Origin of the sequence: Actinoplanes sp. NPDC051411 (genome assembly GCF_040682075.1) — a bacterium.
Lineage (GTDB): Bacteria > Actinomycetota > Actinomycetes > Mycobacteriales > Micromonosporaceae > Actinoplanes.
This window is the reverse complement of the sequence record NZ_JBFBAD010000136.1, coordinates 1-26,555: the sequence shown is the minus strand read 5'-3', so window position 1 is coordinate 26,555 and position 26,555 is coordinate 1. Positions and strand designations below refer to the sequence as shown.

Annotated in this window: 27 protein-coding genes and 1 pseudogene; 10 read left to right on the top strand and 18 right to left on the bottom strand. The window is 69.1% G+C overall.

Annotated features, from left to right (window positions below; all coding sequences use genetic code 11):
- Nucleotides 1–84: 84 nt before the first annotated feature.
- A complete protein-coding gene (locus tag AB0M88_RS44285; RefSeq protein ID WP_364112673.1) occupies nt 85–642 on the bottom strand; it encodes a hypothetical protein in 558 nt (185 codons plus the stop codon).
- Here AB0M88_RS44285 and AB0M88_RS44280 point away from each other — a divergent pair.
- On the top strand, nt 577–786 hold the full coding sequence (locus AB0M88_RS44280) for a hypothetical protein (protein WP_364112675.1): 210 nt from the start codon (nt 577–579) through the stop codon (nt 784–786). The genes AB0M88_RS44285 and AB0M88_RS44280 overlap by 66 nt on opposite strands.
- Before the next feature lie 87 nt (nt 787–873).
- On the opposite strand, the pseudogene AB0M88_RS44275 reads toward AB0M88_RS44280, so the two are convergent.
- Nucleotides 874–975: pseudogene (locus tag AB0M88_RS44275) on the bottom strand (IS21-like element ISAau2 family helper ATPase IstB); the annotation flags it as partial.
- A 903-nt stretch (nt 976–1,878) separates the two neighbouring features.
- A complete protein-coding gene (locus tag AB0M88_RS44270) occupies nt 1,879–2,718 on the bottom strand; it encodes a helix-turn-helix transcriptional regulator (protein WP_364112671.1) in 840 nt (279 codons plus the stop codon).
- Nucleotides 2,719–2,803: 85 nt separating this feature from the next.
- On the opposite strand from AB0M88_RS44270, the gene AB0M88_RS44265 reads away from it, so the two are divergent.
- Entirely contained in the window at nt 2,804–3,565 is a 762-nt protein-coding gene (locus AB0M88_RS44265; RefSeq protein ID WP_364112669.1) for a glucose 1-dehydrogenase, read from the top strand.
- Between the two features lie 31 nt (nt 3,566–3,596).
- The gene (locus AB0M88_RS44260) at nt 3,597–4,955 is read left to right on the top strand and encodes an MFS transporter (RefSeq protein WP_364112667.1); all 1,359 of its coding nucleotides are present in this window, start codon (nt 3,597–3,599) and stop codon (nt 4,953–4,955) included.
- Between the two features lies 1 nt (nt 4,956).
- Here AB0M88_RS44260 and AB0M88_RS44255 read toward each other — a convergent pair whose 3' ends face one another.
- Together AB0M88_RS44255 and AB0M88_RS44250 are read right to left on the bottom strand one after the other, a co-directional pair.
- Nucleotides 4,957–5,520 carry a dihydrofolate reductase family protein gene (locus AB0M88_RS44255; RefSeq protein WP_364112665.1) on the bottom strand — a complete coding sequence of 188 codons (564 nt, stop codon included), beginning with the start codon at nt 5,518–5,520 and terminating at the stop codon, nt 4,957–4,959.
- 96 nt (nt 5,521–5,616) lie between these two features.
- A complete protein-coding gene (locus AB0M88_RS44250; RefSeq protein WP_364112663.1) occupies nt 5,617–9,315 on the bottom strand; it encodes a 5'-nucleotidase C-terminal domain-containing protein in 3,699 nt (1,232 codons plus the stop codon).
- 306 nt (nt 9,316–9,621) lie between these two features.
- Between AB0M88_RS44250 and AB0M88_RS44245 the strand changes: the two genes are divergently transcribed.
- Entirely contained in the window at nt 9,622–9,858 is a 237-nt protein-coding gene (locus AB0M88_RS44245; RefSeq protein ID WP_364112661.1) for a hypothetical protein, read from the top strand.
- 1 nt (nt 9,859) lies between these two features.
- On the opposite strand, the gene AB0M88_RS44240 is transcribed toward AB0M88_RS44245, so the two are convergent.
- From AB0M88_RS44240 to AB0M88_RS44230, 3 genes are all read right to left on the bottom strand, one after another.
- Nucleotides 9,860–10,588 carry a DUF6082 family protein gene (locus AB0M88_RS44240; protein WP_364112659.1) on the bottom strand — a complete coding sequence of 243 codons (729 nt, stop codon included), beginning with the start codon at nt 10,586–10,588 and terminating at the stop codon, nt 9,860–9,862.
- A gap of 308 nt (nt 10,589–10,896) precedes the next feature.
- Entirely contained in the window at nt 10,897–11,310 is a 414-nt protein-coding gene (locus AB0M88_RS44235; RefSeq protein WP_364112657.1) for a PPOX class F420-dependent oxidoreductase, read from the bottom strand.
- 14 nt (nt 11,311–11,324) lie between these two features.
- On the bottom strand, nt 11,325–15,038 hold the full coding sequence (locus tag AB0M88_RS44230) for a GH92 family glycosyl hydrolase (protein ID WP_364112655.1): 3,714 nt from the start codon (nt 15,036–15,038) through the stop codon (nt 11,325–11,327).
- Nucleotides 15,039–15,185: 147 nt separating this feature from the next.
- On the opposite strand from AB0M88_RS44230, the gene AB0M88_RS44225 reads away from it, so the two are divergent.
- Complete coding sequence (locus AB0M88_RS44225) at nt 15,186–15,386, top strand: hypothetical protein (RefSeq protein ID WP_364112653.1); 201 nt, start codon at nt 15,186–15,188, stop codon at nt 15,384–15,386.
- On the opposite strand, the gene AB0M88_RS44220 is transcribed toward AB0M88_RS44225, so the two are convergent.
- Complete coding sequence (locus tag AB0M88_RS44220; protein ID WP_364112651.1) at nt 15,366–15,899, bottom strand: AAA family ATPase; 534 nt, start codon at nt 15,897–15,899, stop codon at nt 15,366–15,368. The two genes, AB0M88_RS44225 and AB0M88_RS44220, sit on opposite strands and share 21 nt — an antisense overlap.
- Nucleotides 15,900–15,933: 34 nt before the next feature.
- On the opposite strand from AB0M88_RS44220, the gene AB0M88_RS44215 reads away from it, so the two are divergent.
- The gene (locus tag AB0M88_RS44215) at nt 15,934–16,458 is read left to right on the top strand and encodes a hypothetical protein (protein WP_364112649.1); all 525 of its coding nucleotides are present in this window, start codon (nt 15,934–15,936) and stop codon (nt 16,456–16,458) included.
- On the opposite strand, the gene AB0M88_RS44210 is transcribed toward AB0M88_RS44215, so the two are convergent.
- From AB0M88_RS44210 to AB0M88_RS44195, 4 genes are all read right to left on the bottom strand, one after another.
- Nucleotides 16,455–17,426, bottom strand: coding sequence for an ATP-dependent DNA ligase (locus tag AB0M88_RS44210; RefSeq protein ID WP_364112647.1), 972 nt, complete (start codon nt 17,424–17,426; stop codon nt 16,455–16,457). The genes AB0M88_RS44215 and AB0M88_RS44210 overlap by 4 nt on opposite strands.
- On the bottom strand, nt 17,416–17,757 hold the full coding sequence (locus tag AB0M88_RS44205) for a hypothetical protein (RefSeq protein WP_364112645.1): 342 nt from the start codon (nt 17,755–17,757) through the stop codon (nt 17,416–17,418). Before AB0M88_RS44205 ends, AB0M88_RS44210 begins: the two co-directional genes overlap by 11 nt.
- 62 nt (nt 17,758–17,819) lie before the next feature.
- Entirely contained in the window at nt 17,820–18,836 is a 1,017-nt protein-coding gene (locus AB0M88_RS44200) for a LacI family DNA-binding transcriptional regulator (RefSeq protein WP_364112643.1), read from the bottom strand.
- Nucleotides 18,837–18,912: 76 nt separating this feature from the next.
- Nucleotides 18,913–19,758, bottom strand: a complete 846-nt coding sequence (locus tag AB0M88_RS44195) for a DUF1932 domain-containing protein (RefSeq protein WP_364112641.1) — start codon at nt 19,756–19,758, stop codon at nt 18,913–18,915.
- Nucleotides 19,759–19,823: 65 nt separating this feature from the next.
- Between AB0M88_RS44195 and AB0M88_RS44190 the strand changes: the two genes are divergently transcribed.
- Nucleotides 19,824–20,222, top strand: a complete 399-nt coding sequence (locus AB0M88_RS44190) for an MmcQ/YjbR family DNA-binding protein (RefSeq protein ID WP_364112639.1) — start codon at nt 19,824–19,826, stop codon at nt 20,220–20,222.
- Nucleotides 20,223–20,244: 22 nt separating this feature from the next.
- Here the strand turns inward: AB0M88_RS44190 and AB0M88_RS44185 are convergent, their stop codons facing one another.
- Nucleotides 20,245–20,970, bottom strand: coding sequence for a DUF4041 domain-containing protein (locus AB0M88_RS44185; protein WP_364112637.1), 726 nt, complete (start codon nt 20,968–20,970; stop codon nt 20,245–20,247).
- 327 nt (nt 20,971–21,297) lie between these two features.
- On the bottom strand, nt 21,298–21,672 hold the full coding sequence (locus tag AB0M88_RS44180) for a VOC family protein (RefSeq protein ID WP_364112635.1): 375 nt from the start codon (nt 21,670–21,672) through the stop codon (nt 21,298–21,300).
- A gap of 40 nt (nt 21,673–21,712) precedes the next feature.
- Here AB0M88_RS44180 and AB0M88_RS44175 point away from each other — a divergent pair, with 40 nt between their 5' ends.
- Together AB0M88_RS44175 and AB0M88_RS44170 are read left to right on the top strand one after the other, a co-directional pair.
- The gene (locus AB0M88_RS44175; RefSeq protein WP_364112633.1) at nt 21,713–22,513 is read left to right on the top strand and encodes an LLM class flavin-dependent oxidoreductase; all 801 of its coding nucleotides are present in this window, start codon (nt 21,713–21,715) and stop codon (nt 22,511–22,513) included.
- A 2-nt stretch (nt 22,514–22,515) separates the two neighbouring features.
- A complete protein-coding gene (locus tag AB0M88_RS44170) occupies nt 22,516–23,079 on the top strand; it encodes a hypothetical protein (RefSeq protein WP_364112631.1) in 564 nt (187 codons plus the stop codon).
- Here the strand turns inward: AB0M88_RS44170 and AB0M88_RS44165 are convergent.
- A complete protein-coding gene (locus AB0M88_RS44165) occupies nt 23,027–23,374 on the bottom strand; it encodes an MmcQ/YjbR family DNA-binding protein (protein WP_364112629.1) in 348 nt (115 codons plus the stop codon). The genes AB0M88_RS44170 and AB0M88_RS44165 overlap by 53 nt on opposite strands.
- Nucleotides 23,375–23,405: 31 nt before the next feature.
- The gene (locus tag AB0M88_RS44160; protein WP_364112627.1) at nt 23,406–23,831 is read right to left on the bottom strand and encodes a hypothetical protein; all 426 of its coding nucleotides are present in this window, start codon (nt 23,829–23,831) and stop codon (nt 23,406–23,408) included.
- Nucleotides 23,832–24,117: 286 nt separating this feature from the next.
- On the opposite strand from AB0M88_RS44160, the gene AB0M88_RS44155 reads away from it, so the two are divergent.
- Nucleotides 24,118–24,582 carry a hypothetical protein gene (locus AB0M88_RS44155; protein ID WP_364112625.1) on the top strand — a complete coding sequence of 155 codons (465 nt, stop codon included), beginning with the start codon at nt 24,118–24,120 and terminating at the stop codon, nt 24,580–24,582.
- A 225-nt stretch (nt 24,583–24,807) separates the two neighbouring features.
- Here AB0M88_RS44155 and AB0M88_RS44150 read toward each other — a convergent pair.
- Nucleotides 24,808–26,555, bottom strand: a 1,748-nt coding sequence (locus AB0M88_RS44150; RefSeq protein ID WP_364112623.1) for a LuxR C-terminal-related transcriptional regulator, incomplete at its 5' end; no start/stop codon positions are given.

Here is a 26,555-nt window from a genome sequence, read left to right as displayed (position 1 = left end):
GCACGCCAGGAGGGTCGGTCGGGCAGGGCCGCGCTGGGTGGGTGGTACTTCGGCCTCAAATCGCCCGCTTACCCGGGCTTTGGGTCATTCAAAAACGTCGGTGGTACAGGTTTGAGGGCAACCAAGGGCTTTAAAGCTTTGCGCGTGGCCGTGGGGCATCTCGCGCTCGCCCGACGTGACGGCCGCCTTCGGTGTGGATCTCCGAGCACTGCTGAAATATGTCGCCGATGCCGTCGAGCGGACGCGCATGTCAGACGAGCTGGAGGAAACGGGACTGAACAAGCCGACGACGAGCAGTTGTGGGGCGCACTCATCGCGGCCGAACAGGAACGCGCACGTCGCCGCGCGGACTTCTACCAACACGCGAGATCGCGCGTCGACATCATTGCTCGAGCGCTGGATGGACATTCGTGGGATCAAGGTGTCGCGCTTGCTTTCTGGCGGCACTGTCTGACGACGTACCGGCGGTGTTCGACCGCCTGATTGAACTTTCCGGGTCGCATCGTTGGGCTGGCAGCCCGTCAAGCTATCGCTCCCGCCTGGCGATCTGGGCGTCTCCCCGAACTGCCCCAGAAGGTGATCGCGCGACTGGATCTCGCTGACGATGACGAATACCGAGGCCTCGCCGAACTCCTGAAGCATCTCCAAGCCTGGGAAGTGCTACGTGAACTGGTGAAACGCGCCCGTGCCAGCGCTGATCCGCAAATCCGCGAAGTCGCCGACGACCTTGTTGAGACCGACGGACACCTGGGTGCTACGCCGGGCGACGATGCCGCGAACCCGTGAAACCTCGGCGCCACCGCACATACATTCCCGCGAACATGTCCGCTTTGCCGATGGGCTTGTTGCTGCTGACGATGAGGTCTGCGGGGTTCCGGCCGGGTGGGCGTCGGCGAGCCGGGCCACCCGTTGCGCGGCGGTCGCGAACGCGACCCGGTGCCCGCCCTGACAGGCCCGGATGTCCAGCCCGATCGAAGTGCCACGGAACGCGTTCATCGTCGCGGTCAGCTGCGGACTCGTTGTCCCGGACCAGCGTTCTAGGCGCCGCCCGCAGCCGCGACAACAACTGCCCATGCCCGTCCAGCAGGTCCGGGCCGGACAACGGTGTCTCGGCCAGCAGGACACGGATCTGCGGCTCGACCGTATCCACGATCGATCCCTTCACGCACGGCGATACGGCACCTCCGCCGCCGCCAACGCCTTACGCCCCGTGTTCCGCAAGATCTCGAGCCTTCCTGGCGATCACCTTGATCGGCACACCTCTGCCCGGTGAAGCCGGCGGATCTCCGCCCAGTCCTCCACGTTCAACACCTCCCGATCTTCAGGAGGGGTCAGTTTTCACGCGTCGCCGACACCATGACGGCGGGCTGGGCCCAATTGTGGACACCGAAAGCTGACCCCCAGCAAGAGCGCCGGCGGTTACAGGCTCGACGTAACCAAGCGCTTAAGCTTCGCGCGTGGCCGTGGGGACATCACAGATTCGTGGGTCGTGAACGCCTAAAGCTGACCCCCGAGCCGGCGTGACCGACCCACCACCTTGACCACCGATCAGCCCAGTAACCACCAACCCGAGCAAGCGGGCGATTTGAGGCCGAAGTACCACCCACCCAGCGCGGCCCCGCCCGACAGGATCCCCTGGCGTGCCCACTGACCGCAGGGGTCACCGAAAGCCAGACGGGATCGCCCAGCGCGAGGCAACGCCTGCGCTGCGGAGACAAGGATCCGGCCTGACGCCAGCTGACCGTGAGTAGGCAAGGAATTCGAGGGGAGGGTGACCAAGATCGAACTAGACGCTTTACCTCGACCTTGGTCACCCTCCCCTCGAATTCCGTCCACCCGCAACCGGCCGCACCGCCCGGATTCCCCCCTCGGCCGTGGCTAACCGACAGCCTCCATACTCTGGGTGCCGATCACCGAGAGCAGGCGCAGGCCCTCCTCAGACGGAGAGCCAGGCACCGCGGTATAGATAACCAGCCGCTGATCCCGATCGGCGATGTCGAGGACATCGCAGTTCACCGTGATCGGACCGACCACCGGATGCCGGAAGGTCTTGACCATCGTCGGCTCGTCGGAGACGTCGTGCGACTCCCAGAGCTCGCGAAATTCCGCACTCCCGGCGAGCAGGTCGCGGATCAGGCCGGCCAGTTCCGGGTCGTCGGGGTAGCGGGCGACCGTGGCCCGCAGCCGCCGGGCCGAGTTGCGGGCGAACGTGTCGGCGTCCGAGACCCCGTAGAGGCGGCGGTTGCCCAGGAACACCTTGCGGACCAGGTTGCGGTCGCGGCGGGGCAGCGCCGAGAAGTCCTCCATCAGGGCCGCCGCCAGGTCGTTCCAGGCGATCACCTCGAAGCCGGCCGAGATCACCGTGGCGGCGGCCTGGGGGAGCCGGGCGAGCAGGTCGAGGATGCTTTGGCGTACCTCGCGGGACGGGCCGGTGGGCGGGGCGGGCGGCTCGCCGGCGAGGTGGTGCAGGTGGTCGCGTTCGGCGTCGGAGAGGCGCAGTGCGCGGGCCAGCCCGGCGAGGACCTCGCGCGAGGGTCGTGGCGCGCGGCCCTGCTCGAGGCGGGTGTAGTACTCGGTCGACATGAACGCCAGCTGGGCCACCTCTTCGCGGCGCAGCCCCGGGGTGCGGCGGCGCCGTCCGGCCGGGAGTCCCACGTCGGCCGGGCTGATGCGTTCGCGCCGGCTGCGCAGGAAGCCGGCCAGTTCCTGTCGATCCACGGTCCCAGTCTGCGCCGCGAAGGGTGGCCCAGCCAGGTACCGCGGATGCCTGGATAGCCGTCGCGGCCGGCCCGAGGTTTGGCACATGACTTCATTGCTCAACGACAGAGTCGCGTTCGTGTCCGGGGCCGGCCGGGGGATCGGGGCGGCCGCGGCCCGGCTGTTCGCCCGGGAGGGGGCCAAGGTGCTGCTGGCGGCACGCACCGAGGAGCAGCTCAAGACGGTGACCGAGGAGATCCGCTCGGCCGGCGGCGTCGCCGATTACGTGGTGTGCGATCTGGCCGATCCGGCGAGCGTGCGCGCCGCCGTCGGCCGGGCCGTCGAGCTGTACGGCCGGCTCGATGTGGCTTTCAACAACGCCGCCACGATCTCTCCGCCCGGTCCGGTCGACCGGGTGACGCTGGACGACTTCGACCGGCTCTACGAGGTGAACCTGCGCGGTGTGTGGCTCTCGATGGTCGCCCAGGTGGCGGCGATCCGGGCCACGGCCGGCTCGGGCGCGATCGTCAACAACTCCAGTGTCGGCAGTCTCACGGGTAACCCCGAACTGCCCGCCTACGGTGCCATGAAGCGCGCCGTCAACAGCCTCACCGAGTCGGCCGCGATCAGCTACGGTCCGGAGAACATCCGTGTCAACGCGATCGCCCCGGGCAATACCCGCACTGAGATGATCGACGCGTGGGAGGCCGACTCGCCGGGTCTGGTCGACCGCCTGGTCTCGCACACCCCGCTCCGCCGGCAGGCCGACCCGGATGAGATCGCCCAGGCCGCGGCCTGGCTGCTCAGCGATCGCGCGTCGTTCGTGACCGGCGTGGTGCTCCGGGTCGACGGCGGCGCCCGCGCCTGAGAAAACCGGGGGAAGGCTTTAGGCTGGCGCGATGGCCACGGAGGCGCGGACGAGCAACCGGCGCTGGGTGGTTCAGCTGCTCGTGCTGTGGGGCGTCCAGCTGGTCGATGTTCTGGTGGTCACCAGCGTCACGCCGGCGATTCCCGCGCTGATCGCCGACACCGGCGCGCCTCCGGGCGCGGCCACGCTGGTGGCCGCGTCGGCCGCGATGGTGTTCGCCGGGCTGCTGCTGCTCAGTGCTCGGCTCGGTGATCGATATGGACACCGTCGCGTCCTTCTCGCCGGTCTGGCGGTGTTCGGTCTGGCCGCCGTGACCGGCGGCACCGCGCATTCCATCGGCCAGGTCGTCGCCGCCCGCATCGGGCAGGGTGCGGCCGCCGCGCTCTGTGTGCCGGCGGCCATGTGGGTTCTGCTTCGTCTGAGCCCGCAGCCCGGGCGCCGCCGGACCGCGCTGGCCGGCTGGAGCGCCGGCGGGGCGGTCGCCGGTGTCCTCGGCTATGTGGTCGGCGGCGGCCTCACTCAGGCGCTGAGCTGGCACTGGGTGTTCTGGATCAATGTGCCGATCACGGTCGTGCTGATCGCCGGGGTTCTTCTGCTGGTGCCCGCCGACCCGGCCGATCCGGGGGTGCGCCTGGATGTGTGGGGAGCGGTGCTGCTCACCGCCGCGATCATGGCGATCGTCGGTGCCGCGTCGGTTCTGCAGGACGGCCGGGTCGCCCTCGGGTCGGCCGGTCTGGTGGTGGGAGCGGCCCTCGGTGCCGCCTTCGGCGCCCAGCAGCGACGGGCGGCCGAACCGTTGGTTCCGCGGGCCGGCCTGCGCGACGCCCACCTGCGCATGGGAAGCGCGGTCTCGTTCGTGAACACGGCGACCACCAGCGGCATCGCGATCGTGGTCGTGCTGCTCCTGCAGAACGCCCTGGGCCTGTCGCCTGTTACCGCCGCCGTCGCGATGATGCCCCTCAGCGGTTCGGTGGTGATCGGATCAGTTCTGTCGCGGCTGCCGGCACTGACGTCCGATTCCGTGCGGCCGACCGTGCTGGGTCTGCTCGCCATCGCCGCCGGCGGGCTGATCCTCGCGCTGCGGCACGACCGGATTCCCGTCATCGTGGTGGCGATGTCGATCGCCGGTGCGGGACTCGGGCTCGCGTCGGTGGGGGCCACGTCGATCGGTACCGCGTCGACGGTCGGAACCGGCGAGTCGGGCAGTGCCGCCCTGGGACTGCTCAACACCGCGGCCCAGCTCGGAAACGCGCTCGGGGTCGCCGCGCTGCTCGGCTTGACCGCGCTCCCGGAAGGCGGCACGAGCGTGGGATTTCTGGTCGTCACCGCGGCCGGCCTGGCCACCGCGTTCTGGGTGCACCGGTCGGCCCGGGGAACCGGCGCGGGCTAGCTCACCGAGGGGCGGCCAGGGCGTAGGTCAGGTAGGCGAACTGGCCACGGCGCTCGACATCGGTCAGCGAGAGTCGCGAGGCGGTCAGCCGGCGCGGAAGCAAGGGTGCCCCGGCCCCCAGCGTCGCCGGAGTCACGCCCAGGATCAGCTCGTCGAGCAGACCCGCGTCGGCGAACCGGCCGGCCAGCTCTCCGCCGCCGACGACCCAGAGGTTTTTGTCGCCCGCGGCGGCGGCCATCTCGGCGTGCACGGGGCGGACGTCGCCGGAGACGAAACGGAGGTCGACACCGGGGATCGGGGGCAGGTCGCGGTGGGTGAAGACCCAGCACGGCACGGAGCCGTAATACTCATGCCACTTGGCCGGCCGGGAGAGCATCGAGTCGTGCTCGAGCACCCACTCGTAGGTCGTGGCGCCCATCGCGAAAGCGCCGACGTCGGCGAAGAACGCGGGAAAGGGACTGCGGTTGATGTCGTCTTCCGCCTCGAAGAGCCAGCCGAGCGAGTTGTCGGAGTCGGCGATGAAGCCGTCGATCGTGGTAGCGGTGTAGTACTGCGTCTTCGGCATGGGAAGCACCCTGCCACGGCGGTATGACAGAAACACGGCGGTATGACAGAAAGAGGGACCGACCCGAACCGGGCCGGCCCCTCCGTCGCGAAGGCGTCAGCCGACGGCGATCCGGCCGTCGGTGGTGTAGGTGAACGGGTCGGGCAGGGTGCCCACGAACCAGACCAGGGGCACCAGCTCGGCGTCCGGGGTCTGGACGATGTTCGCGGCTCCGGTGAGGACGGTGAAGCCGTCACCGCCGCCCATCATGAACGAGTTCGCCGTGCCGGTGTAGGACGTCGAAGGGGAATTGGGGATCGGCGTGCTGTTGTCGCCCGCCGCACCCAGCCACACCCCGGTGATCGTGGTGCCGGAGTAGGTGAAGTGCAGCCCCGAGATCTGCATGATCCCGCCGGTGCCGGGCGCCAGCTGCTGGGCGAGCAGGGCCCACACCTGGGCGCCGGTCAGCGAGAACGTGTCCAGGTAGTCGTCCTGGAAGGGCTGCATCGTGAACAGCGACCCGTAGGTGACCGGGCCGGCCGTCAAACCGGCCCGCACACTGCCGGTGTTCACGAACGCGAGCTGCGTCTTCGCGTACGCCCGCTGAGCGTCCGCGATCAGATCACCCGCCGGCGATTCGCCGGCCGGGGTGGCACCGCCCTCGCGTTGCGAGGGAACCGGAGCCGCGGCCGTACCGACCACCTGCTGCGTGATCGGGTTGGTCGCGGTCACGGCGGCATCGACGATCTTCTTGACCGCCGGGTCCGGCGCGACCGCCGGGGCCGACGGGTCGGTCGACGCCGGCGGCGTGTTCTCCCAGACCGGAACCACGGAACCCCACGTCGCCGCGATGGTGCCCGACGACCGGTCCAGGAGAAGTTTGACCTGGTCGAACGCCCGCGTGTACGACGACGCCTGGATCACCAGCGCGTGCCCGACCCGCGTGTCGACGACCGTGTGGCTGTGCCCGCTGATCACCACCGAGACCGACGGGTCGAGCGCCGACGCGATCGTGCTGATCCGGTCGTTGACGGTCCCCACGGGGAACGAGGACTGCGAACCGCCCTCGTGCACCACCGCGACGAAGGCGTGCACGCCACGCTTCTTCAAGGCGGCAACCTGGCCGTTGATCGCGGTCGCCTCGTCGGTGAAGTGCACCCCGTCGGTGGCCCCGGTGGTCGTGATCGACGGCGTGGTGATCGTGGTGGCGCCGATGAAGGCGACCGGCACCCCGCCGACCTGCTTGATCACATAGGGCTGGAGCAGCGGCCTGCCGGTCTTGTCGCTGATCACGTTGGCGTCGACCATCGGGAAGTTCAACTTGTCGAACGTGATCGACGGATCGACCGTCGACCTGCCGCCGGTGATCTGTCGGAGCATCTCCGGGACACCCCGGTCGAACTCGTGGTTGCCCAGCGTTCCGACATCGATCCCCATCTTGTTGAGGGCGTCCAGCGTCGGCTTGTCACGCAGGAGCCCGGAGGCCGGCGGGCTCGCGCCCACCATGTCGCCTGCGGCGACGGTGACGGTGTCGCGCGGGTCGCTCGCTTGCGCTCTCTTGAGGTACGCCGCGAGCACCGCGAGCCCGCCGGCGGTGTCCTTCACGCCGGTGTACGGATCGGTGTAGGTCAACCCGTCCGACGTCAGGTTGCCGTGCACGTCGTTGATCGCCAGCAGCTGACCGGTCGAGTAGCGCGACCCGCCCTTGAGGACCGACGTCAGCACACTGCCCTGGGCCTGGAGCGGCGGGTTGAAGCCACCCAGCACGGCCAGCGTCGGCGCGAGGTCGATCGCGCGCACCCCGCGTACGCAAGAAGCGTGAGCGATGTCGGGCCCGCCGGCGACGAACGTCGCGTGCATGTTGATGTTGTGTTGGAGATCGACGTCCTCCGGCAGGTAGCCGTGCTGGCCGAAGAACTGCGACGGCGCGACCAGCGTGCCGACCTTGTTGCCGTCGAACTCGTACGGCACCTTGCTGACCACCACGACGTCGCCGGTGCGGGTCGGGTTGAGCGAGTCGCCGCCCTGCACGTCGGCCATCTCCGGCTTGGTGAGGACCTTCTCGATGACCGACTTCCCGGTCGCCGGGTCCTTCAGGTTCCGGTACGCCGCGACGATCTTGTCGACCGTGGACCGGTAGTCGGCCGGGTCGAGCACGCCGTCCGGGTTGCGGCCCTTCAGATCCAGGTAGATCTGGGTGGTGCCACCGGCCCAGCACGCCTTGGCGATCGTCTTGCCGGCCTGGCTGGCCGCGGCCGGACGGCAGTTACCGGTCTGTTCCACGTCCTGCAGACCGAGCTGCTTGAGTACGAGCGGGGCGTCCACCGCGTACCACTGGGGAGCGAAACCATGGTCGCTCGAGGCCAGGATGTCGGGGTTTCTCAGGATCGACCGCACGAGGCCGAGCCGGGCGTCGGCCGAGTGGTAGGCGCCGCGCAGGTAGCCCTCGCGCTGGGCGAGCCGGTTGTCGCGCGGCCCGCTGCCGGCAACCCGGTCGTAGTACGGGTTCTTGCTGCCGTCCGGCGCGGTCGGCGTGAGCAGGCCGAGGATCTGGTGGCTGACCTCGTCGGTCTGGTCGGTGCCGGCCAACAGCACCTCGGTGTCCGGCTGCAGCGTCTTCAGCACGTAGTTGAAGACCGCCAGGTCGTACGCCTGGTTGAGACCGACGGTCTGCTGGAACCAGGTGTCCTCGTCGATCAGGCCGGCCTCTTCCGGCGCGAAGTCGCCGAAGATGGCCGGCGGCAGGTTGTCGGCGATGTACTTGGCCAGCCTGTCCTCGCCCGGCGCACCGGCCGGCAGCGCGTTACAGGCCGCGGTGGCGCAGTGCGCGTTGGGCCGGGTGACGCTGGTGAAGTACAGCTGGAAGCTGCTGAGGTCCTGGGCCAGCTTGGTGACGTCGACGTAGAAGCCGGCAGTCTCCCCGGCCGCGCTGCCGATCAGCTTTCCCTTGACCGGGCTGTAGACCCCTGGGGTCAGGCTGGCCGCCGCCTTCGAGCCGTCCTTGGCCGCCTCGCTCGGAACCATGACGACCTTGTCGTAGCCCTTGTGGCCGCTGGCGTAGACGTAGAGGTCGTACGTGCGGGTCGGGTTCAGCGCGGCGGACGTGCTCGTCACCGTGACCGTGGTCTGCTGCGCATCTTTGTCGGCCGGCACGTTGGTCCAGCCGCTCGCCGGCGTGAACGCGGCGACCTGGTAGGACAGTCCGAAACTGGCCGCACTGGCCTGCTTGGCGGCGTTGGCCGGGTATTCGAGCACTCCCCGCTGGGAATAGAAGGTGGCGTAGTCGACCGTCGGGCCGTTGATGTTGGCGTTCAGGCCGCCGGTCCACTCCAGCTGGGCGACCTTCTTGCCGGCCAGCTCGGCACTCGACGCGACCGACTGGGCCTCGAGCACATTGGTCGGGTCGCTGCCCGGGCTCGCCCCGTTGCCGTGGAAACTGAACGAGGTCGAGCTCGTGAACGGCTGCCGGTTGTCGAAGAACGTGTTGTTGGTGCTGCCGTGCACGCCCGGGCCCGCGCCGGTGGCCATCGTGTACCAACCCTGGCCGGTGTTCGGCGGGAAGCCCTGCGAGAGGCCGTTGTCGCCGGTCGCACCGTGGCGCATCAGGTCGGCATAGGTGGGCATCTGGCCGGTGGCGGCGTAGCGCTGCATCAGGTCGGGCCGCATGCCGTCGGAGCTGAACAGAACAACCGGCGTCGCCGCGGGACGGTGACCCGCTTCGGCTGGGCCGGGACTACTGGTGGCCGCCACACCGGCCGCGGTCAGCACCACGGTCAGCCCGGCAGCCCAGCGGCGTGCTGGGTGGAGGATCGTCATCTCGCACCTTTCGAGGCGCTGAGTCACTAGTGGATGTCGATCCCCAACCTTCAATGCACAGATCACGATGTCAACGACTGTCGGCAGTTGAACACTCTCTCGTCACCTCCGCGCCCGCGGTGACGGCCGCCCGGGGCGAGGCGGGAGCGGCGGGCGGAGACCCGTTCCGGGTATTCACCGCGACGTGCCGCAAACTTGACTCAACTCCTCGTGCCATGGGATAAATTCGGCCGTGTAGCGCGCGCCGGCAGGCGTGCCGGCGGCATCGGGATCGGCATTTGTGCGCCCCGATTCGAGGGGGACACTATGGAGATCGTGCGGCGTCTGGGGCTAACACCGCAGGAGCGGGGAAGCCTGAGCAATGCCACATGCCCGGACATCTTCGAGTTGAGCGATGGAAGCTTCGCCGTAATCGGTACCGATCTCACCGACGAGCTGGACGCAAAGCTTCCAGTCGGTGCGGCTCGCGCGGATTACGAACGCATTGTCGTCATCACCAGGGAAACGCTTGTCGCGGCCCGCGGGGACATCCCCGCGCGGTGACTCAGGCGGCTTCGGGATGCCTGTGAAGTCGGGTCCTGGTGATGTTGGCCGCAACGTGCTCGAATTCCCGGCATATCTCGTCCACATGCCGGCTGAACTCGTATTCCTCGCTGCCCGGACGCAGCGACTTCCGCCCCCGCGCGGTCGCTGCCCAATAGTCGCGCATCAACCGGCTGGTGAACAGGTAGCGCATATTGTCGAGGACCTGGTCCTCGGTGAACTCGTTCATCTGTGATGATGCCCAGTTGAACTGATAGATGATGTTGGCGTAGAGGTATTGCCGGTTCTTCTCCTCGGAGAGTCCGGGCTCGTACTCAGGCCAGACCTCAGCCAGCACCGGATCGTCGATGCTCATCTTCAGGATGCGCAGAAGGATCTCGACGTGGTGGAGTTCGGCCGTGCGGTGGAGTTCGGACTGGCTCCTCGCCATGAATTCGACCTGTTGCCGGATCTCCAGCCGGTTCTGTTGCATGTCGCGAAACTGAATCCTCGCGGTCACCACCAGAGCAGCGAAGGCGAGGCCGCTGATAATAGAGCTGAGCGCGCCGAAGGTCTGGCCCACGTCGCTCAGCCGGTTCCATTGATCACTGGCGACCTGTCCACTCAGTACCACGGCCACTCCGACGCCGGCGAGCAGGGTGATCAAAGTGATACCGATAATGCACAGGGACCAGCCGGCGACACGGCCGATTGCACGTGGTTTGTACGCGGCTACCTTGCCTCCGGTCATGTCCCGACCCTCCAGGGCTGGGCTCAGCGAAGCCGGGCAGGCGTCGCCGACATGAGGCCCTTCCTCATGCGCCAATAATGGGTGATGAAACATCGGTGCGCCACTATTGCATGCATGAATGACTATGACCCGTAGTCCGCCAAATAAGGTGCCATATTGCAGATTGCCACGTTGCCTTCGGTCTATTCGACCGGTTCTTCCTGCGGCTTTGCTAGATCATTCATCCGGTGCTGGATGAGGCGCGGCGAATTCTCTTCCTGTCCGAGCGTCCACCGCGCCGGGTACCTTCGAAGGCCGTTGTCCGGGGTTTACATGACCCAGCCGTACAGCCGCTCGACGTGCAGGCGGACGACCAGGCGGCCGTCGGCGACCATGGCGCGGCGGTAGTCGTCCCAGTCCGGGTGCTCCTTGCCGCCGACCAGGCGGTAGACCTCGATCAGTTCCTCGACCGTGGCGTCGTCCAGCGCCTTCGACGGCTCGGAGAGTTCGGCCGTCGCCTCGACCACGGCGTACCCCTGCGGGGCCGTGATCTTCAGGCTGGCGCGCGGGTCGCGCCGCAGGTTGGCGACCTTGGCCAGGGCGGTGCGGGTGGAGAACCGGATGAGGCCCGGCGCCGCGCAGTAGTTGATGTCGGAAAGCTGGGGGCGCCCGTCCCGTTTGATGGTGGCGAGCGTCCCCAGATTGGTTGCCAGGACGGCATTCCAGAGCTGATCATCGGACATGCCGTCCACTCTAATCAGCCGAGCAGCTCGATCTCGGCCAGTGAGGTGCCGGTGACACCGGTGAGTGAGTAGTACTTGTACGCGCCCGGCTTGGCGATCTTGAACGGCCGGGTCTGGAGCCGCCAGTCGAACGTCTGGTCGGCCCGGGTGTCGATCGTGGTCCAGGTGACCCCGTCCGCGGAGCCCTTCAGGGTCCACGACGTGGGGTCGGTTCCGGTCGTGTTCGACGAGGTCAGCGTGTAGAAGGTGGCCTTCTCGCCGGTGCTGTTGAAGGTGTAGGTGAAGTCGCCGGTCAGCGTGGCCCGGGTGGCGCTGGTGTCGTCGACCAGTGCCGGCTCGGAGGCCACGCCCGGCCCGGTGAGGTCGGTCAGGCTCGGTGCGGAGATCGACTTCGGCGGCCCGTCGCTGCCCCACGACGACGGGTGCGGCCCCATCGCGAAGTCCAGCGTTGCCCCGCCGGCCAGCAGCGCATGCGGCAACGAGGTCGAGTTGTACGCCTTCCCGTTCACTTTCAGGCCCTGGATGTAGACGTTCGACGCGCTGTTCTTCGGCGCATTGATGACGATCTTCCTGCCGTTCTCCAGGTGAACCGTGGCCTTGGTGAACAGCGGCGACCCGATCGCGTAGTTCGGGCTGCCCATCTGCAGCGGATAGAAGCCGAGCGCGCTGAAGACGTACCAGCCGCTCATCTCGCCATTGTCCTCGTCGCCCGGATAGCCCTGGCCGATCTCGCTGCCCAGATAGAGACGCGACAACGCCTCCCGGACGAGCGCCTGGGCTTTCGAGGGCTGGCCGGCATAGTCGTACATGTAGGGGATGTGGTGCGACGGCTGATTGCTGAACCCCCACTGGCCCATCCGGACGTCGCGGGCCTCGAGCATTTCGTGAATGGTTCCGCCGTAGGAACCGGGGAACGTGGCCGTCTCGGGGGTGGCGAAGAACGTGTCCAGCTTCTTGGCCAACTGGTCCCGGCCGCCGTACAGGTCGGCGAGGCCCTGGCCGTCCTGCGGCACGTGGAACGCCATGTTCCACCCGTCGGTCTCGGTGTAGTCGTAGCCCCACACCCGCGGGTCGTACTGCGTCGGCCCGAGCCGCCAGTTCCCCTTCGCATCCTTACCCTGGAAGAATCCGACGTTCGGGTCGAACATGTTCACGTAGTTCTGGGCTCGGCTCCGGAAGTATTCGGCCTCTTCCGCATAGCGCTTGTCGCCGGTCTTCCGGGCCAGCGCCGAAGCCATGTTCGCGATACCGAAATCGTTGATGTAGCCGTCCATCGCCCACGACATCGCCTCGCCGGTGGCATCGCTCGGCGTGTATCCCTTGAAGATCGACGTCGCCAGCCCTTTGCGGCCCACGTTGTCGTTGGGTGGCGTGACCGTCGCGTTTTTCAGCGCCGCCTGATAGGCGGTCGCAGGGTCAAAACCTTTGACCCCCTTCTGGTACGCGTCGGCAAAGGCCACGTCCGAACTGGTCCCGACCATCAGGTTGGCGTATCCGGGGGAGGACCAGCGCGAGATCCAGCCGCCGTCCTCGTACTGCTGCACGAAGCCGCCGACCATCTGACCCGCGTCACTCGGCGTGAGCAGCGAATAGGCCGGCCAGGTCGTGCGATAGGTGTCCCAGAACCCGTTGTTGACGTAGACCTTCCCGTCCTTGACCGGCGCGCCGGTCTCGGTCGCCGTGCTGGCCGGGCTGGTCACCGCCGACTGCACCGTGTGCCGGTAGACCGGTTCGGCGGTGGTGCCGGTGTTCTCGAATGCCGAGTTCGGATAGAGGAACAGCCGGTACAGGTTGGAATAGAGGGTCGTCAGCTGGTCCGGCGACGCGCCCTCGACCTCGATCGTGTGCATCTTGGCGTCCCACAGTTTGCGGGCTCTTTCTCGCACCTGATCGAGGGTGGAGTTCGGCGCGATTTCCAGGTCGAGGTTGTGCCTGGCCTGCGCGACGCTGATCAGCGAGGTGGCGACCCGCATGGTGACCGTCGGGGAGGCGAATTTCACGTAGCCGGTCGACGGGCGGTTACCGGTCGGCAGCATGGCGCTGGAGACGATCGGCTCGTTGAACGTCGCGTACAGGAACATGCGGGTGAATCCCGCCGAGAGTGACCCACTGTTGACGTCCGACCAGCCGCTGACGGCGGCGCCGGCCGGGTCGATGGTGAGTCCCGCGTTGTCGTTGACGTTGTCGAGGATGAGGTTCCCGCCGGCCGGCGGAAAGGTGAATTTGAATATCGCCGCGTGGTCGGTGGGCGCGAGTTCGGTCTTCATCCCGTTGTCGAACGTGACCCCGTAGTAGTACGGCTTCGCGATCTCATTGTCGTGACTGAATGCGAGTGCTCGCCCGGCCCGGCCCGCGTCGGGAACGCCCGGCGCCGGCGACGGCATGAACTGGAATGTCTGCCGGTCACCCATCCACGGGCTCGGCTCGTGGCTGGCCGCGAACGCCTGGATCGTCGGCCGGTTGTCGGCGTTGTTCTGCCGCGACCACTGGTAGAGCCAGCTGGTCGAGCCGGCGTCGGTCTCGGGCGTCCAGAAGTTGAAGCCGTGCGGCACGGCGGTGGCCGGGAAATTGTTGCCGCGCGAGAAGTCGCCGCTGCTCAGCGTGCCCCGGCGAGTGTCGGCATAATCCGACAAGTGGGACTTTCGGCCGGCTGCCGGAGCGCGGGTGATTTTGATGTCGTCGAACCAGGCCCGGAAACTCGTCGGCCCACTCGGCTTGTCATAACCGACCAGGATCCGGTCGATCGTCTTTCCCCTGGCGACGTTCCCGATCCGTGACGTCCGCTGATTCCACTGGGCCGTGTAGAGCGTCTTCGACGCGCCCTGAGCATTCGGGCTGACCACGATGCCGTGCTGGTCGACCGCCTTCAGCTGGGACAGATAGGTTCCGTCGGTGAAGTGCAGATCGACCGCGGTATACGTCGCCGGGTTGCTGAGGTCGTCACGGTTGAATTCGGGAAACACCAGATACGACAGCTGCGTGTCCGGGGCGACCTTCAGCTTGACGTCGAACACTTTGTTATAGGAGAAGCCCCGCCCGTCGACGGTGTGCCGCCCGGCGATCTGGAACGCTTTCAATCCGCTGTATCCGGCGCCCGCCTTGGCCGTCGGCGAGCTCGCGGGCCCGTTCCCGATCCGGCTCTGCATCGGCGACGGCGGCGGCGTGGTGACGTTCGCGTCCGCGATGTCGAGGTCGGCCAGCTGGGTCAGATTGCCCGACGGATGAGCGGTGATGTTGAGCCGGTAGACGGCGAAGCGGCCGGGATTCGCCACGTCGAACGTCTTGGTCTCGAAACGCCGATCGAACGTGTTCCCGGTGACCGTGTCGACGGTCGTCCAGGTCGCGCCGCCGTCGTTCGAGCCCTCCAGCGTCCAGGCCTGCGGGTCACGCTCGGGCGCGTCGTTGGCCGAGGTCAGGGCATATCTGACGACGGTATATTGACCGTCCAGTGTGTACTGCGCCCAGCTCGTCGGCGTGTCGACGAGCCATTTGCTGGTCGCGTCGCCGTCGTTGAGATTGGTGCCGACCTCGACCGAGTTGGCGTTCCGGCTGACCGTGACATCGGTGACGTGGTTGCGCAGCGTCCCCGGCATCCCGATGGCGATCGTCCCGTCGACGCCACCCGCCCGCTCCGCGGTGTCGGTCCAGGCGGGCTGGGGGTCGCCGGCCTCGAACGAGCTCGAGAACCCCGCGGCCCCACCCACCGCGTGCGCGGGAGTTCCGATCATCAGCGCTCCTACCAGGCTCAGAGCCGCCGTCGCGGCACCCCGTCGTAGCCGTCTCATGTGTCCTCCGAACGTCCGGCGAGACCTCCAGGCATCGTTACTTGTCAATGAAGGAATGGGCAAGGCCCGGGCCCGCGATAGATTCGTCCGATGTCGCCGGATTGGTTGGTGCCGTGGTGCCGCGATCACCTCGGGTCGGAACCGGCCGAGGTGCTGCACTCCTCGGCCCACCTGTCCGAGGTCTTCGGCCCGCGGCTGGCCGACGGCCGCGAGGTCGCGGTCAAGGCCCGGCCCGACCAGACCGGCCGGACGGCGACCTGCGTGGAACGCCTACGCCGGGCCGGTGCCTAACGACGCCACCCACTGCTCGACCTCGGCCGGCGAGCGCAACACCACCATCGTCGAGGGAAACGACGGATCGGCCGCCCACCGGCGGATTCTCGCGCGCTTGCGGGCGAACGACTTGAAGTGCCAGAGCAGGATCGAATCGCGGCGCAGGAAGATCTCGCGGAAACTCTCCACGTTGCCGTTGCAGATCGGCGTGCGGTGGACGATGCGGCCCAGCGTGCGCCGCACCAGCCGGCTCAACGACGTGAGACGGGGAAGATCAAGACCGACCACGAGGTCGGCGCGGGCCAGGGGAACATCCAGCCAGCTTCCGTACGCGTGATCAAGCACCCAGTCGTCGCCGGCGCAGATCGCCGTGATCCTCTCGCGTTGAACCTCCTTGGGGACCGGCACCCAGCCCGGCTCCCAGGTGAGCTCGTCGACCTCGACCAACGGCAACCCGAGTCGCTCCGCCACCAGCCGGGCGAGCGTCGACTTCCCCGAACCGGTGACGCCATAGACGAGGACCCGTCGCACGACACGGACCCTACACAGGACATAGGGTATCGACGTGGACCTCCTTGCGAGCTCCGGGCGTTTCCCTCTGTCGCCCGGCCTGTCCGACGCCGAGTTCTCCCGCATCGAGGACGAGTTCGGCTTCCGCTTCGCCGACGACCACCGCGCTTTCCTCGCCGCCGGGCTGCCGTCCGGCCGGGGCTGGCCCGACTGGCGCGACGCCGACCGGCAGGCGATCAGAGACCGGTTGACCGCACCGGTCGAGGGCGTGCTCTTCGACGTCGCCCAGAACGACTTCTGGTATGACGGCTGGGGCCCGCGCCAAGCCCGGATGGAGGACGCGGTGGAGGTGGCCCGCCGCTACCTGATGACCGTGCCGCGGATGGTGCCGCTGTATTCGCACCGCTATCTGCCCGCCGGCCTGAGCGGTCACCCCGTGCTGTCGATCTATCAGACCGACATCGTCCCGTACGGCGACGACCTGGAGGACTGGATCGCCCGCGAGTTCGGCATCGGAACGGCCTCCGAGAGCGCGGGGCGGCGCCCGACCGTACCCTTCTGGCGCGACCTCGTCTCCTAGCCGTCAGCCTCCCGCCGGGCCTTGGCCCGGCGCTTTCCCTCGTGCATGGCCTGCACCCGGGCCACCGGGATGGTGTGTCCCTCGGCGACCAGGCCGGGGTCGAGCGGCTGCGGCGCGGGCATCGAGGAGGCCCACGGGTCGTCGTCGCCGAGCAGGCCCGGCGCGTTGTGAATCGTGAAGTCGGCCGGGGTGATGTCGTCGAGCGCGTCCCACGGGAGCGGGAACGACACCCGCACGCCGGGGCGGATGCGGGGGCTGTAGGCCGCGACGACCGTCGCGCCGCCCGACCGGGTCGCGTCGAGGAAGACCTTGCCGTGCCGGTCTTCCCGGATGAACGCGGTCGTCGCCAGCTGCGGGTCGAGCTTCTCCGCCCGCACCGCCACGGCCCGGGTCGCGGCGGCGACGTCCTCGGTCGCGGCGTCGTCGGTGAGCGGCACGAAGATGTGCAGGCCCTTGGAGCCGCTGGTCTTGACGGCGCCGGCCAGGCCGGCGTCGGCCAGCGCCTGGCGTACGAGCCGGGCCGTCGCCACGACCTGGCCGAAGTCGCCGCCCTCGGGCGGGTCGAGGTCCATGATCAGGTGGGTCGGATGGTGTTGCCCGGCGAGCATGAGCGCGGGGTGGTATTCGACCGCGCGCTGGTTGCCGAACCAGATCAGCGTGCGGCGGTCGTTGCACAACGCGTACGTCACCTGGCGGTGGGACGCCTCGGCCCAGACCTCGGTGCGGGGCACCCAGTCGGGGGTGTATTTGGGCAGGTTTTTCTGCATGAACTGGTCCTGCCCGCGGAGCAGGCGGATCACCGACAGCGGCCGGTCGTGGAGCACCGGCAGGAGCCGCCCGGACATCGCGTCGAGGTAGTCGATCAGGTCGCGCTTGGTCGCGCCCGCGCCCTCGAACAGCTCCTGGTCGAGGTTGGTCAGGGGGACGCCGTCGCGCTCCTCTTTGGCCGCCTTTTTGTCAGCCGGCATGACCGATCACCAACGAGGGCAGGATCATCAGCAGGGTGAGGACAATGTAGAGCCCGGCGACACCGGAGCGCTTGTTGCGGGTCGCGATGACCGCGGCCGAGAACGGCAGCACCAGGTTGGCCAGCGCGGCCAGCGTGAACACCTCGTCACCGCGGTGCTTGCCGGTCATCCCGTACGCCACCATGAGCGGCACGACCACCAGCCAGGCCAGCGTGACCAGAATGATCTTGAGCGTGACGTGGGTGCGGCGCGGGCCCTCGGTCGGATCCTTCTCCAGAGCGAACGCCATGCGCATCGCGAAGTCGCTGGTGCGCTGCTCTTCGGGGGCCACAAACTCACCCTATGGCCCGGGGTGGGGTGGCGCCTCCTCCCCGAACGGGCGGTCCCGAAATGTTATCGGGGTGGCCTTTCGCCGGACCCCCGCGGGACGACCGAGGTCGAGATGACGATCGTGCGGGCCGGGCCGGTGTGCCCGCTGATCCGCTCGTACGCCAGCCGGGCCGCCTCCCGCCCGATCGCCGTCATGTCGTGCGCGACCACGGTCGTGCCGAGCACGTCGGCCAGGTCGAAGTCGTCGAAACCGACCAGGGCCGGCGGCTCGGCGACGTCCCGCATCGCCCGCAGCGCGCCCGTGGTCAGCCGGTTGTTGGTGGTGAAGAACGCGGTCGGCGCCGGATCGAGCTCGAGCAGATCGCGCACGGCCCGCTCGGCATGGCGTACGTCGTGGATGTCGGTGCGCACGTACGGCTCCCAGGCCGTGTTGCCGGCCGCCCGCATAGCCGCGACGAACCCGTCGATGCGCCCCCGCTGCGGGGCCATCCGGGCCAGGTCGGCGACCATGGCGATGCGCCGGTGGCCGCCGGCGAGCAGGTGCTCGGCCGCCGACCGGGCGCCGCCCACGTTGTCGATGAGCACGGCGTCGCCGTTCACCCCGTCCGGCGGCCGGTCGAGGAAGACGAACGGGATGCCGTGACTGCCCTCGATCGACAGGTAGTCGTGCTCGCCCACGCTCGGGATGATCAGCAGCGCCCGCACCCGGCGCTCCAGGAACGCGTCGACCAGGCTGCGCTCGAGCTCCGGGTCCTCGTCGTTGTTGGCGGTCACCAGCAGCAGGCCGTGCTGCCGCAGCTCGCGCTCGATGCCGCTGGCCACGGCCGAATAGAACGGGTTGGCCAGGTCACCGCTGACTAGCCCGACCAGCGCGCTGGTCGCACCCCGCCGCAGCTCACGGGCGATCCCGTTGAGCCGGTAGCCGAGCAGGTCGGCCGCGTCGAGCACGCGCTGCCCGGTCGAGGGCGCCACGTTGGGCTCCCGGTTGAGCGCGCGGGAGGCGGTCTTGAGGCTGACCCCGGCGAGCGCCGCCACCTGGGTGAGCGTCGGCCGTCGGACCGAGGGATCGTCGGCGGGCATGGCGCTCCGGGGTGAATTCGGTGTCGGGGCCCCAGTATGACATCGATGTCGGAGTTGTTCCGCCCGATACCACCCGCTATTGCTGGAGGAGCCGGACGACCTCGGCCGCCGACAGCTCCCGCGCCGACTCGGGGTCGCCGTGAGCGAGCTCGGTGCGCGACACCCCGGCATAGATCTCCGCGATCGCCGCGAACAGCTCCGGCGCCAGCCCGGCCGCCTCCTGGGTGGCCGCGACCTCCCGCATCTCATCCACGAACCGCCACGCCTTCGTAGCCGACCGCGCGACCCCGGCGGTCTGCGCCAGCCCGCTGCTTTCAAGATCAAAAAGAACCTTTTCGAGTACGCCGTAAGCACCCGCCGTCCGCATCGCCTGTGTGATCAGCGCGGTCAGTCCCTTGTAGACGCCCCCGGTGCACATCTTGAGCGCACTCGCCGAGCCGACCCGGTCGCCGAGCACGATCGGCTCGACCTGGCCGTCCCAGGGCAGGCCGGCGATCACGGTGGCCTCCGGCCCGGAGAGGTACAGCCGGGCGCCCGGCCGATCGCTCGGCGGCGGACCCGAGATCGACCCGTCGACGAGGCGAAGACCTTTCAGCTCCTCCTCGACCCGCGCCATCGTGGTCGGCGAGACCGCGTTGAGATCGGCCACGAGCGGACTGCTCCCGGCCGCCTCAGCCGCGCCCCGGATCGCCTTCGCCGCCCCGACGGCCTCTCCCGGCGGCGTCACGACCAGCACGACATCGGCGCTCTCGACCACATCGCGAAGCGCCGGCAGCAACTCCAGCCCGGCCTCCTCGGCAAGCCGTCCGGTCCGCGCCGACCGCCCGTCAACGGTCGCCACGACGCGCGCCCCGCCGGCCCGCAGCGCCCCACCAAGCCCGGCGCCCATGAAGCCCGGACTCACGATTCCCACGGTATCCATCGGCCCTACCCTATGATCCGGTTTCGGGCCCCCACGGTCGGCCGGTCCTGTGTTTACCCTCTGACATGGCGCATCCCATCATGTTCGACCAGGCGGACCCACTCCTCGGCCGGCTCCGCGGGCTCGCCCTGAACTTCCCCGACGCGGCCGAGAAAATCTCCCACGGACACCCCGCCTTCTTCACCACCAAGGTCTTCGCCTACTACGGCGGCTCGGTGAAAATCGACGGCGCCTACCAGCGGCACGAGCAGTCGGCGCTGATCCTGATCGAGCCCGCCGAACGCGAGGCGCTGCTGGAGGACGACCGCTGCTACCTACCGGCCTACCTCGGCGCCTCCGGCTGGATCGGCCTGGACCTGACCGACGACACCGACTGGACCGAAGTCGAGGAACTGCTCGACGCCAGCTACCGGCGCACGGCCGGCCCCCGCCGCGTCGCCGCACTCGACTCCCGGCGGCGCTGAACCACGTCCGTCCCGGACAACATCATGCCGATGCCGTCGAGGGCTGTTGCGTGGGTCGGGCGTGCGTGCCACTGGCCCGCCATTCGAGGGCCTCAGCGGTGTCGTGGTAGGCGAGCAGGTGCTGGCCGGCGATCTGCTGGAGGAGGTCGCGGACTTGCGCCGGACTGGGGTAAAAGAATTCACGACGGGCGTTGACCTTGTTGACGCGGTGGTCGGCCAGCGCGGCGTGCAGCCGGGTTTCCAGGCTGACGGCATCGTCGCTGAAGATCAGAGCGCGGGTATTGGCCTCACGCGCCTCGACGCCGGCAATCGCCTCGCCGATCTCGGCAAGTCGGGTCTGGAGTTCGGCTGCTGCCGCGGTATCGCCTTTGGCATGCAGTTTAGCCAGGGCGGCCTGGTAGTGGGACTGCTCCTTGGCCAAACGAGCCTTCTCCCGCTCGAACTCGGCAAGCGCGGCCCGCTCGTCGCGTTGACGTTCACGTTCCTCGCGAATACGTTCCTTCTCCTCGTCCTGTTTGGCGCGGTAGTCCGCGGTCAGGGTGATCTCCTGCACCCGTAGCCGGTGATAGTCCGGCGCGACGCGGATACCCATGGTCTTGCCGAGCCGGGTGATGGTGTGTGCGACCTTGTCCAGGCGTTCGATCGTGGTGTGCAGGCGATATGGCCGGACGCGGGCGACGCAGCTGTCGGCCTCGGCGTTGTAGGCCCGCAACACCGACGCGCGGCCGGCGATCACCGGCACATCCACGCGGCCACGATCTGGCGGAGCCGAATCGTTCGCGGGGACCCACCATTGCCAGCCCGGTGGCGCCGGCGGCCACGACGGATCGGGACTCCATCCGTCGGGCGGTGTCCAATCGGCGGGCGGCACCGGCCAACCCGGCGGCACACTGAACCGATACGTCGGCACCTGCGCAACCCCTCGTTGTGCTCCCTTGCGGAATCGAGGCTCCTCACCGTAGCGGCGGTCGCGGGCGCCGGGTATCACCCACAAGGCGTCCGACTTGGCTCAATGGACACTCGGGGGCGAATTTCGGCTAGCGGTAATCGGCGATCATCGAGCTGGTCCCGGGGGCTACACCTCGGGAATCAGGGTCGTGACGCAGAACGGGTGGCCGGCCGGGTCGAGCAGGACGCGCCAGCGGTCCGGGGAGGGCTGGGTTTCCGCTTTCACCGCGCCGGCTGCCAGCAGGGCCTTCTCGGAGGTGTCGAGGTCGTCGACGGCGAGGTCGAGGTGGATCTGCTTGGGGATGTCGCCCTCGGGCCACGTGGCCGGCGGCAGGCCGGCCACCCGCTGGATGGTCAGGAGGACGCCGGCGCCCTTGAGCGCCACGAAGCTGTCGTTCTCGAAGACGACCTGGAGGTCGAGCACCTCCCGGTAGAAACGGGCCAGCCGGGCCGGGTCGGGGGCGTCCAGGGCTACGGCGCCGAGGCGTGCGATCGCGGTCATGCCAGGCATCGTGTCAGAGGGGGCCGCTAGGTTGGGCCGTATGACCCTCAGGTGTGGCGTGGTGCTCCCGGGTGGCACTGCACCCGAGCAGCTGAAACAGGCCGTGCTGGCCGAGCGCGCCGGGTGGGACGGTGTGTTCGTGTGGGAGGCGGCCTACGGGGTCGACGCGTGGAGTCTGCTCGCGGCGATGGCGGCCGCGACCTCGCGGGTCAAGCTTGGCACCATGCTGACGCCGCTGCCGTGGCGGCGGCCGTGGAAGGTGGCGAGCCAGGTCGCCACCCTCGACCAGCTGAGCGGCGGGCGGGCGGTGCTGGCGGTCGGGGTCGGGGCGGTCACCACCGATCTGCCGCTGACCGGCGAGGAGCTCGACCTGCGCACCCGCGCGGCCATGATGGACGAGGGCATCGACCTGATGCGGGCCCTCTGGGCCGGCGGGCTGAGCTATCAGGGCACCCATTATTCGTACGCGGTGGGCCGCGACGACCTGGCCGCAGTGGGGCGGCCGGTGCAAAATCCCGTACCGATCTGGGTCGTGGCCGTATGGCCGCGACCGAAATCCCTGCGGCGCGGGCAACGCTGCGAGGGCGTGATCCCGAGCGGCGCCGACACACCGGCCCGGCTCGGCGAGATGCGCGCGTGGCTCGACCGCCCCGGGCAAGACGTGATCGTCGACGGCGAGACACCGGCCGACGCCGGGGCCGCCGCCGAGATCGTGAGGCCGTGGGCCGAGGCGGGCTGCACGTGGTGGCTGGAGACCCGCTGGGAGATGCCCCACCACAGCCCTGAGCGCATGGCCCAGATCGAGGCCCGCATCGCCGCCGGCCCACCCCGGCTCGGATAGGCATGGACTACGCCGGGGAGCCCATCGCCTGGCAGCGCACGGCCGACGGCGAGTTCCCCTATCGGGCCAGCCACGACGGTGTCGACCTGCGCCTGCGCGTCAACGACTTCCCGGCTGAGCCGCTCTACACGCTGTTCGTCGACTACCGGCCGGCGTTCGACCTCGACGACTGGCCCGCGCCCTGGCTCGGGCCGGCGCCCACCGCCGACCAGCTCCGTGCCGGGAGCGAGGCGCGGCGCAGCCGGGGCGTCGTCGACGCGATCGTCGTCGCCGACTGGGCGCACCGGCTGTGCACCGCGCCACCCGGCCCGGCCGGCGCCGTCCTCGAAGCGCTGGGAGCCGGCCGTGAGGTGGCCGCGACCGAGCAGGGCGGGGTGGTGACCTCGGTGCGGGTTCCTTGTCGTCCGCCGCGGGCGGATCTGGAGGCCCTGCTCGGGCCGGGTCTCACCGCCGCGCCGGCCGCGGCCCCTTTCGTCTGCGAGGTCGTGCTCGGGGACGGCGGGCTGGTGCTGGTCAGGCGAGCCGCGGAAGGTAGGCCGACCACACCTTCTTCGGCACGCACATAGCCCACGCGTCGAGGACCAGCTCGGTCATGCGCTCCTCGTCGAGCTCGGCCATCCACGCCTGAACCCAGTGGAAGCGCATGTCGGACTCGCCCGGCAGGTGGAAGATCTGCGGCTCGGCCTCGACCAGGGCGGCCCGCTCCAGTTTGGGGAAGCCGAAGCCCATGACCGTCTCGTCGCGGGAGAAGGCCACATAGACGATTTTGCCCACCCGGAACTTGACCCGGTCGCGGATCAGGTGCTCCGAGCTGCGGGGCAGGTCGCGGGTGACCTGGCGGACGTCATCGACGGTGACCATGCGGGCACCCTACGACCGGGGTACGACAACTTCACGACTGCCGCGGCTTGGGCACGAGCTTGGCGGTCGGCTCGTCGGGGGTGGCGGTCGTTTCGCGGACCTTGGCCCGGAAGACGCGGTCCGGCGGCAGGCGGTAGGTCGTGGCCTTGACCAGCTCTTCGGGGACCGTGTGCCGCCCGGAGGAGGTGGCGTCGGGCTCGTCGGCGGGCGGAGGGGAGACCGTGTCCTCCTCGTCGGGAGCCCGGTGGCCGGGCGCACGGCGAGGCGCGGGGACGTTGTCGGTCTCCGCGGGGGTCGCGTCTTCCGCCGGACGGGCCGCGCGGTCGCTCATGTCGGGGAGCACGGTGGTCTCGCCGCCGGTGCGGGGGTCCGGGAAGCGCTGGAAGCGCACGCCGCCGACCGCCGAGGGTTCCGGGACGGTTCCGTCGGGCGGGGGCGGCGGCACCGGAAAGCCCATCTGGCTGATCCCCGCATCGAAAAGAGAGCGGGCCGCGGCCGGAACCCGCGGCGAGAGCTGCGAGGGGAGGGGCACGGAGTGCGGGGAGGCCTGCCCGGGGAGGGGAAGCACCGAGTGCGGGGAGGGCTGCCCGGGGAGTGGGGCGGCGGAGTGCGGCGCGGGCGCGGGATCTGGCGCAGGCTGTGCGGGCGCGGAGTGCGGCGAAACCTGGGGTGCGGGCTGCGCCGGGAGCGCGGGCGTGGAGTGCGGCGAAACCTGGGGTGCGGGCTGCGCCGGGAGCGCGGGCGTGGAGTGCGCCGCGGGCCGCCTAAACGCGAAGTGCGGCGCGGGATACCCGGAGGGCGACGGCGCCGAATGCGGCGCCGGCTGCGCGGAGAGCGGCGGCGTGGCCTGCGGCGAAGGCTGGGGAAAGACCTGCGGCGACGGCGACGGCGACGGCGAAAGCGAGGACGGAGACAGCGAGGACGACGACAGCGAAGACGACGACAGCGACGGCGAAGACGGCAAGGACGACGACAGCGCCGACGAAGACAGCGACGCCGACGGCGACGGCGAAAGCGAGGACGAGGACAGCGACGGCGAAGACAGCGAGGACGACGACAGCGAGGACGAAGGCAGCGACGAAGATGACGACATCTTCGGCAACAGCGTCGTCTCGTCGCGGGCCTCGGACTCCGGCTTCACCGGCGCCGCGGCCCGGACCGGCCGTCGGGGCACGATCACGCGGGCGGCCAGGCTGAAGACGCTATGAGATCCCTTCTCGTATCCGTCGCGGTACGCCGCCTCCCGGTCGCCGCCGGTTTGCCGGCGTTGGTGGATGCGGCCGGCCGCGTAGCCGCAGCAGGCGACGAACAGGGCAAGCAAGGCGATGATCAAGATCGTATTGCCAGGGGCGCTCATGCTCCGATTGTGTCCAATTGGATAGACCGGGAGCTATGGCCCGTTTGACGTAACCCGATCGAATTACCTCACCGGGTCAGCCCTGTGCGACGACCCACGCCGCGATCTGCGAGCGGCGGGAAAAGCCCAGCTTGGTGCGGATGTGCTCGACGTGGGCGGCGGCTGTCTTGAGGGCGATCGTCAGCGCCGCGGCGATCTCCCGGTTGGTCATCCCGGCCGCCACCAACCTTGCCACTTCCATTTCCCGGGCCGAAAGCGATCCGGAATGCGAACCGGAAAGCGCGGGCTCGGGGAAAGGCGCCCCGACCGAGGCGTACTCGTGCCGTGCCGAAGCGAGCAACAGCGCGGCCTGACCCGGCGACGAACACAGCACCCGATCCACTCGAGCCGCCGCGCCCTCCCAGAATCGCCGCCGCCCCCGCCAGAACCCCTCGGCCGCCTCCAACTCGGAGCGCGCCTTACCGGTCTGCCCCTCGTGCCGATGGATGAGCCCCCACCCGTGCCCGATCGCCCCCAGAGTCCCCGGGATGCCCCGATCGGTGACGATCTCCGCGGTCCGCGAAAGCCATTCCCGCGCCGCCGTCGCCCCCGACGTACCCAAATGGGCCCGCACCCCGGTGACCAGATAGGGAAAGAGATAGGCCGCGTCCCGCACCCGGGCCGACGCCTCGAATCCCTTCTCGCACCACGCCACCGCTTCGGACGGGGAGCCCGACAGCAGAGCCGTCTCGGCCAGTCCCCACCACGCCGGCGACAGTCGCTGCAATTCCCGCATGCCCTCGCCGAGCGACGCCGCCTCGGTCAGCAACGCCGACGCGGACTCGAATTCGCCGCGCCCGAAGGCGACGAATCCCAGCACGTGCAGCGCCGTTATGCGGGTCGTGATGCCGCCGCCGTCGGCCAGCGCCTGCCGAGCCAGGGAAAGCGCGCGGTCCCAGTCCCCGACCGCCCAGTGCACGTGGGCCAGGTGGGCCGTCATGTAGTGCCGGTCGCTGAATTGTTCGACCCGCTCGGCGTACGCGATCCCGTCGCCCAGCCACCGCAAGGCGGTGGGATATTCGACCAGCATCGAGGCCGACGATCCGATCATGCGGTAGCCGCGGGCGGCCTGCCCCTCGAAACGCCATCCGGCCGCGCGGGAAATCGACCCCTCCAGCAATTCGAGGCCTTCGTCGATGCGGCCCGAGAACAGGAACACCGAGCCGAGCGTGGCGTCGATGTTGCACCTCATGGCCCGGTCGCAGTCCTCGACCGCGATCGACTGCGCGAACTCCCCGTCCTCGATCGCCTCGGCCAGGCGGCGATCGAGCATGTAGGCGGCCGAGAGGGCGGCATGGATGTTCGCGCGTATCTCCCGGGCTTTTGAATCATCGCGGAACGCGATGAGCGGAAGCGCTCCCCGCAGCGCGCCCGTCCGTTCGGCGAGATCGGCGCCGAGCAGGTGCCGGACCGCGACCCAGTCCGGCACCAGGGCCGCCGCCGCGACCGGGTCGTTCACCTCCTGGTGCAGCCGGTAGGCCTCGGCATAGCAGTCGGCGGCCTCGGCATTCCGGTCGGCCGGCAGCAATTCGTCGGCCATCTCGGTGAGCAGAGTCGCCCGCAAAGCCGGCGAAAGGCCGGCCGGGGCGTTTCGAAGGGCGCGCCGATACAATTCGGCCGCCTCGCGATGGGCCGACATTTCGGCCGCCCGCCGGGCCGCCGCCGACGCGTACTCGAATGCTTCCGCCGGCGTGACTGGATAGGTGCCCGGATACGCTGTGTTTTTCAGCTGGTGGTGGGGATCCAGGGGTTTCCTGTGGCGGCTTGGATGAGTGCGTCGAGCAT

What these genes read in the sequence shown, in the direction of transcription:
- AB0M88_RS44285 (WP_364112673.1), bottom strand. Translation starts at nt 642, where the DNA reads ATGCTTCAGGAGTTCGGCGAGGCCTCGGTATTCGTCATCGTCAGCGAG.
- AB0M88_RS44265 (WP_364112669.1), top strand. Translation starts at nt 2,804, where the DNA reads ATGACTTCATTGCTCAACGACAGAGTCGCGTTCGTGTCCGGGGCCGGC.
- AB0M88_RS44260 (WP_364112667.1), top strand. Translation starts at nt 3,597, where the DNA reads ATGGCCACGGAGGCGCGGACGAGCAACCGGCGCTGGGTGGTTCAGCTG.
- AB0M88_RS44255 (WP_364112665.1), bottom strand. Translation starts at nt 5,520, where the DNA reads ATGCCGAAGACGCAGTACTACACCGCTACCACGATCGACGGCTTCATC.
- AB0M88_RS44250 (WP_364112663.1), bottom strand. Translation starts at nt 9,315, where the DNA reads ATGACGATCCTCCACCCAGCACGCCGCTGGGCTGCCGGGCTGACCGTG.
- AB0M88_RS44245 (WP_364112661.1), top strand. Translation starts at nt 9,622, where the DNA reads ATGGAGATCGTGCGGCGTCTGGGGCTAACACCGCAGGAGCGGGGAAGC.
- AB0M88_RS44240 (WP_364112659.1), bottom strand. Translation starts at nt 10,588, where the DNA reads ATGACCGGAGGCAAGGTAGCCGCGTACAAACCACGTGCAATCGGCCGT.
- AB0M88_RS44235 (WP_364112657.1), bottom strand. Translation starts at nt 11,310, where the DNA reads ATGTCCGATGATCAGCTCTGGAATGCCGTCCTGGCAACCAATCTGGGG.
- AB0M88_RS44230 (WP_364112655.1), bottom strand. Translation starts at nt 15,038, where the DNA reads ATGATCGGAACTCCCGCGCACGCGGTGGGTGGGGCCGCGGGGTTCTCG.
- AB0M88_RS44225 (WP_364112653.1), top strand. Translation starts at nt 15,186, where the DNA reads ATGTCGCCGGATTGGTTGGTGCCGTGGTGCCGCGATCACCTCGGGTCG.
- AB0M88_RS44210 (WP_364112647.1), bottom strand. Translation starts at nt 17,426, where the DNA reads ATGCCGGCTGACAAAAAGGCGGCCAAAGAGGAGCGCGACGGCGTCCCC.
- AB0M88_RS44200 (WP_364112643.1), bottom strand. Translation starts at nt 18,836, where the DNA reads ATGCCCGCCGACGATCCCTCGGTCCGACGGCCGACGCTCACCCAGGTG.
- AB0M88_RS44195 (WP_364112641.1), bottom strand. Translation starts at nt 19,758, where the DNA reads ATGGATACCGTGGGAATCGTGAGTCCGGGCTTCATGGGCGCCGGGCTT.
- AB0M88_RS44190 (WP_364112639.1), top strand. Translation starts at nt 19,824, where the DNA reads ATGGCGCATCCCATCATGTTCGACCAGGCGGACCCACTCCTCGGCCGG.
- AB0M88_RS44180 (WP_364112635.1), bottom strand. Translation starts at nt 21,672, where the DNA reads ATGACCGCGATCGCACGCCTCGGCGCCGTAGCCCTGGACGCCCCCGAC.
- AB0M88_RS44175 (WP_364112633.1), top strand. Translation starts at nt 21,713, where the DNA reads ATGACCCTCAGGTGTGGCGTGGTGCTCCCGGGTGGCACTGCACCCGAG.
- AB0M88_RS44170 (WP_364112631.1), top strand. Translation starts at nt 22,516, where the DNA reads ATGGACTACGCCGGGGAGCCCATCGCCTGGCAGCGCACGGCCGACGGC.
- AB0M88_RS44165 (WP_364112629.1), bottom strand. Translation starts at nt 23,374, where the DNA reads ATGGTCACCGTCGATGACGTCCGCCAGGTCACCCGCGACCTGCCCCGC.
- AB0M88_RS44160 (WP_364112627.1), bottom strand. Translation starts at nt 23,831, where the DNA reads ATGGGCTTTCCGGTGCCGCCGCCCCCGCCCGACGGAACCGTCCCGGAA.